The 5,729-nt window shown below is 48.7% G+C and carries 5 protein-coding genes and 1 pseudogene; 4 read left to right on the plus strand and 2 right to left on the minus strand.

The window, feature by feature from the left end:
* Positions 1-449: pseudogene (locus RMO27_RS03545) on the minus strand (hypothetical protein); the annotation flags it as partial.
* A 15-nt stretch (positions 450-464) separates the two neighbouring features.
* Positions 465-2,795: an S-layer family protein gene (locus RMO27_RS03550; protein WP_309729162.1), complete on the minus strand. Its 2,331-nt coding sequence runs from the start codon at positions 2,793-2,795 to the stop codon at positions 465-467.
* 244 nt (positions 2,796-3,039) lie between these two features.
* On the opposite strand from RMO27_RS03550, the gene RMO27_RS03555 reads away from it, so the two are divergent.
* The 4 genes from RMO27_RS03555 to typA all read left to right on the plus strand — a co-directional run.
* Entirely contained in the window at positions 3,040-3,270 is a 231-nt protein-coding gene (locus RMO27_RS03555; RefSeq protein ID WP_309729164.1) for a hypothetical protein, read from the plus strand.
* Positions 3,271-3,662: 392 nt separating this feature from the next.
* Positions 3,663-4,067 carry a hypothetical protein gene (locus tag RMO27_RS03560; protein ID WP_309729166.1) on the plus strand — a complete coding sequence of 135 codons (405 nt, stop codon included), beginning with the start codon at positions 3,663-3,665 and terminating at the stop codon, positions 4,065-4,067.
* A gap of 8 nt (positions 4,068-4,075) precedes the next feature.
* Positions 4,076-4,243 carry a hypothetical protein gene (locus RMO27_RS03565; protein WP_309729168.1) on the plus strand — a complete coding sequence of 56 codons (168 nt, stop codon included), beginning with the start codon at positions 4,076-4,078 and terminating at the stop codon, positions 4,241-4,243.
* A 52-nt stretch (positions 4,244-4,295) separates the two neighbouring features.
* On the plus strand, positions 4,296-5,729 hold a 1,434-nt coding region (typA, locus tag RMO27_RS03570), incomplete at its 3' end, for a translational GTPase TypA (protein WP_309729170.1).

Genomic DNA, 5,729 nt, shown 5'->3' on the forward strand with positions numbered 1-5,729 from the left:
CCTCGATCGATGCGATTATTTTTAGCAGTTAGCACGCGTAGCGATTTAAGTGTGTTACCCAAGCTTAATAATCCGCGTACCTTCAAAGGCGAACTAGGTTCCATTTGTAATTTGGATTCGATCGATCTCAAGAGGACTAGAGCCTGACGATAAAATCCCAGTGATTGTAAGGCTTGAGCTTGATTGATTTCTGTACCGATTATCCCTTCCCGATCTTTAATTTGCGTATAAAGTTTGTGGGCTTGATGCCAGTTTGTTAAGGCTAAATTCGATCGACCTGCGGCTAAATTTTCTGCTCCTGTTTGGGTGAGGCTGCTGGCAGTATCGAGGATGGAATTATCGATCGAGGTAGTAGAGTTTCGATCGGCAATCGCCAGCATTGGTGTTACTAGAGACAGATCGATCTCGATCGATAAGCCAATTATTAAGTAAGTTGCAATCCGATTCATAGCGGTAATCTCTAATTATTTGCGCGGACAAACTACCTGCGTGCTGGTGGTGTCCCCTGCTGAGTTAGCTGCAATTAGAGTTACCTTGCCATTGTGGAGCACCCAGCCGACTGCGGGTTGTGGTGATGTTTGGATCGATCGAGTAGATATATTGGGATTAGCTAAGGGTGCTCTGGAGTTGCGAGAGTGGAGCCAAACTACATCACTTGGTGGCAGATCGTCAGCCGTTGGCTGCTGTCCGCCGCGCCCTGTAATGGCTAATTTATATTCTCGTTGAGCTAGGTTACAGGTTTGGGAGATTTGCTTGCTGGCATCGGTGGGTACGCTAGGAAGTTCGCTAATGTCTTTGCCAGGATCGATGCCTGGAGTCTCGATCCCCACCTTGCCGATTTGTCCAAATTCGGAACTGGCGGTAATGTCGCTACTGCGGGTCGTCTGGGGGCGGAAATCAATTCCAAATAAGCCTTGGGACTTGATGTTTATGTTGCCACCGCTACCTTTGATGGCATTGGCAGGAATGTCACTATTTTCTGTGGGCACAGCGACGATGAAAGTGGCAATGATACCGATATTGCCCCCATTGCCGCCTTGTTGGGGAGTACCACTGGCATTTGTGGCAATGCTGGCACCGCGTCGGAGTAGCAGTAAATCGGTGGCAGAACTGCCGATACGGATATTGCCACCATTCCCCGACACCGAATCGGCATTAATTTTACTACTGTTATCCAACGCGATCTGGCGTGAAGAAATATCGATATCGCCACCCGTACCCAAATTGCTGGCAGTAGTGACAAATAAGCCGCCCGTGCCCGATAACTGCACTGAATCAGCGGTAGTAATCTTAATCGCACCCGCATTTCCTTGCCCTAAATTACCCGCTAATAGCGAAGCACTGTTTTGGAGTAAAAAAGAACGCGCATCGATCGAGATATTGCCACTATTCCCGGTCGTCTGCTTACTCACGACACTGGAAATGCCACCGATTAAGTCATTGCTCTGGATCCCGACGATATCGATAGCACTAGTGGCTTTGATGTCGATATTACCAGCATCACCCGTGCCATTATTGGAAGATGTCAAAAACGAACCATTCGTTAACAAGATGCTACCCGCATCGATCGAGATATTACCACCCTTACCCTTTCCCCCAGCCTCTACGCTGTCGAAAATTGCCGTCCGTTGTCCCGCCAGTTCGACTGCTTGTTTTGCAGTTATCCTGACATTACCAGCATCGCCAGTGCCCCGCGTTAAGGCTCTCAATTGCGCACCATCGGCCAAACTCACAGCACCAGCATTGATCGAGATATTCCCGCCGTTACCCATACCTCCCGCTTCTACCGTGCTAAAAACGATCGTATTGCTACCCGTCAAAGATACGGCATCTGTGGCTTTAACCTTCACACTGCCAGCATTACCAGTAGCACTGATATTAGCCGCAATTAGTTGCGCCCCATCGGCTAATGATATCGACTTGGCACCGATCGCGATTTTACCGCCTGTACCTACACTCCCAGCTTCGAGATTGGTAGAGATGGTCGTGTTTTTACCGGCTAGGGCAACGGCATCTTTAGCTCTGAGCGTCACATTCCCCGCATTGCCCCGTCCGAAAGTGGCAGCAGCCAGCGTCGCGCAATCCCGTAAGTTAAACGTATTCGTGTCGATCTCGATATTGCCACCATTGCCGATCCCTTCCATCGTACTGGCGATATCGGCAGCCGTTAGGGAAACATCATTTTTGGCAGTGATAGCGATATTCCCCGCATTCCCTGGTCCGCTCGTGAAGGCGGCGAGGAGCGCGCCATCAGCTAACGACAGCGAACCAGTATCGATAGTAATCTTGCCACCATTGCCGACGGCATCTGTCCCAACCAAGGTAAAAATGCTACTGTTTTTGCCAGTAATATCGATCCTGTCAGCCGCCTTGATGCGAATATCGCCAGTATTACCCCGCCCCCGCGTTAAGGCTTGAATCGAGGCACCATCTCGGAGCGAGAGTGTTGCTGCATTGACAGTAATATTGCCTCCCTGTCCTTGGGAATTAGCCCGCACGTTATTCGCAATGGCACCATTGAAGTCCATGCTAACTGTACCTGTAGCGTCGAGCTGAATATCTCCAGCCACAGTTCCAGGTATCCCCATGCCCAGCTCGATCCCACCTCGGAGCAAGCTATCGCCCAAGAGATCGATATTTCCTGCATTAATAGCAATATCGCCATTTCCCGCACCAGCGACATTGACAGTAGATTGGTTGGTTAGCGATACATTCGATCGAGCGACATTCGCGGGAAAACTCAGACGGGGATTAGTACCGAAATTACTAAATCCGATCTGCCCTGGTGCTGACAAACCACCGAGTTCGACTCTTCCTCCAGGGGCATTTATCTGTCCGCCATCGATCGAGAATCCTTAAACATCGCTGCGCTTATCTCAATCATCGGCTTTAGCGATTTGCTAGTATATTTATATCGATAACTCTAAACATTTATCCTACCGATTGCTTGTAACTAGTGAGCTAAGTTAATGTATTATTCTGAGACAAAATGTTTCATTCAACTTATCACATCAGAGTTAATTTATGGATACTAGCTTTTTGATAGACATTTCTGACGAAGACGCTCAAAAGATCGTTGGTGGTGTTGGTAACAGTTACGCTGCCAGTTCAGCAACAACAACAGCAATTGAGGCGATGAATGAAGCTGCAAGTAACATGGCTCAGATCAGCGCAGCAAGCACGACTACGAATGTATCTATCGGTACGAGTACGGCAACAATGAATGTCGGAAAAAGGTTTAGTGAGGGGCTGTCTACCGTCGGTCGATAAGAATTCGATCGTCCGTCAACTAATTTGTTGATGGAGCGATGGCTGATAGATAGATACCGATCGGCCATCGCTCATATTTGTATCGATAAATTTCAGTGAGAGTTATCGAGCGTATGCTATGTTGATGCAAGAAATCCAGCAATTCCAGTGGTTGGAGAGTAAATCGATTGTCAAGTTGAGATAGTGGAATCGAGATCGATCGCTACCGATCTATTAGCAATCGAGCGAACTCAGTTGCGATTGCAGCCAAGATTCATATCGTTGCTTAATTAGTCTCGATCCCATTGTTTCATCCAGCGTAGCGGGATAATGTCGAATAACCAGACAGTCGAAGATCTGCATGGGCAGAGTCAATCCTCCCGGTTACAGGGTTGGCATTATTACGCAAAATTATGAAGCTGTATCCCGACATAAATCTCATGGTATACAGCAGCAATCTGAAAGTTTTAGTGCAATTAAAGCATCAGATCGACAATCATCAAGGTGGCTTTACCATTGCAGATAAAACATTAGCACCGACGGAAGTTCGTCGTCGAATGCAATATGCGATCGAGGGCATCACGCTCACCAAAGAGATTAGGAAAGGCTTAGAACTCAAGCCAGAATGGTTGAGCACATTGCAACTTGCCGATCGAGGTTTGCCAGATAAAGCAATCTCAGCACAACTAAATGTCACAGAACGCGCAGTCCGACACTATTGGACAAAAGTGCAGGATGTCCTGGAAATCGATCGGGACAATCTAAATTTGCGAATCTTAACGTTAAATAGAGCGCGAGCGGAAGGATTGATTGATTGATGTCGGGCTTGTCGTCAGTTTGCGTTTGGCAAGGTGCCCCACTCGCGAATTGTGTTCGCCAAGAAGTATCGATCTTTGAAGTCCCCGATCCACATCTGCTCGAATCCAACCCAATTCTCAACAGCAATAGCAACCGCGATCGGCTACAATTATTCATAGATATTTACAAAGATTAGTAAATTTCTGTCGCTTAGATCGGATCGTACTAGAGTCCTAACTCCCCAATTTATGAGCATTCCCATTCGCAACGTAGCCATCATCGCGCACGTAGACCACGGTAAAACTACCCTTGTTGATGCCCTCTTGAAACAATCCGGTGTTTTCCGCGAAGGTGAGGAAGTGCCTATTTGTGTGATGGACTCCAACGACATCGAGCGCGAGCGGGGGATTACCATTCTGTCCAAAAATACTGCCGTCCGCTACAAAGAAACATTAATTAACATTATCGATACCCCCGGACACGCAGACTTCGGTGGCGAAGTCGAGCGAGTACTGGGCATGGTCGATGGCTGTATCCTGATCGTCGATGCCAATGAAGGCCCGATGCCTCAGACCCGCTTCGTGCTAAAGAAAGCCCTAGAGAAGGGCTTGCGCCCGATCGTCGTTGTCAATAAGATCGATCGCGAACAAGCATCGCCCCACGTAGCAGTGGACAAAGTATTAGACCTATTCCTCGAACTCGGTGCTGATGACGACCAGTGCGACTTCCCCCACCTGTTTGCGTCGGGGATTGGTGGCTATGCCCAGAACGATATGGAAACCAAAGGTACCGACATGGTACCGATGTTTGAGGCGATCCTCCGCCACGTTCCACCTCCAATCGGTGACTCGGAGAAGCCATTGCAACTGCAAGTTACCACCCTTGATTACTCCGATTATCTCGGTCGGATTGTAATTGGTAAAATCCACAACGGGACGATTACTATGGGTCAGCAAGCTGCGCTGATCAAAGAAGATGGATCGATCGTCAAAACGCGGATTACCAAACTCCTCGGCTTCGATGGCTTGAAGCGGATCGAGATTCCGAGTGCAACTGCGGGTAATATCGTCGCTGTGACTGGCTTTGCCGATGCCAACATCGGTGAAACGATCACTTGTCCCAACGAGCCAATGGCGCTGCCAATGATCAAAGTAGACGAACCGACGTTGCAGATGACCTTCTGTGTCAATGATTCGCCATTTGCAGGTACCGAAGGCAAAAACGTCACCTCGCGTCAAGTTCGCGACCGACTCTTCCGCGAATTGGAAACTAACGTCGCCCTCCGCGTCGAAGAAACCGACGAAGCCGATAAATTTGCAGTAGCCGGACGTGGGGAACTTCACCTCGGTATTCTGATTGAGAATATGCGGCGGGAAGGATACGAATTCCAAGTATCCCAGCCACAAGTAATCTACCGTGAAGTTGGCGGTCAAAAGTGCGAACCATTTGAATTGCTCGCATTAGATGTGCCCGAAGAAGCTGTCGGTAGTTGTATCGAACGTCTCGGTCAGCGCAAGGGCGAAATGCAAGATATGGTGGTAGGAGCAAACGGACGTTCTAACCTCGAATTCGTCGTGCCTGCTCGCGGCTTGATCGGTTTCCGAGGTGAATTCATGCGGATGACTCGCGGTGCTTGGATCATGAATCACAGTTTCCTCGAATATCGTCCGACTTGTGGCGAT

Source organism: Chamaesiphon sp. OTE_75_metabat_556 (assembly GCF_031378165.1).
In the GTDB taxonomy this organism is placed as follows: domain Bacteria; phylum Cyanobacteriota; class Cyanobacteriia; order Cyanobacteriales; family Chamaesiphonaceae; genus Chamaesiphon.

What these genes read in the sequence shown, in the direction of transcription:
- RMO27_RS03560 (WP_309729166.1), top strand. Translation starts at nt 3,663, where the DNA reads ATGAAGCTGTATCCCGACATAAATCTCATGGTATACAGCAGCAATCTG.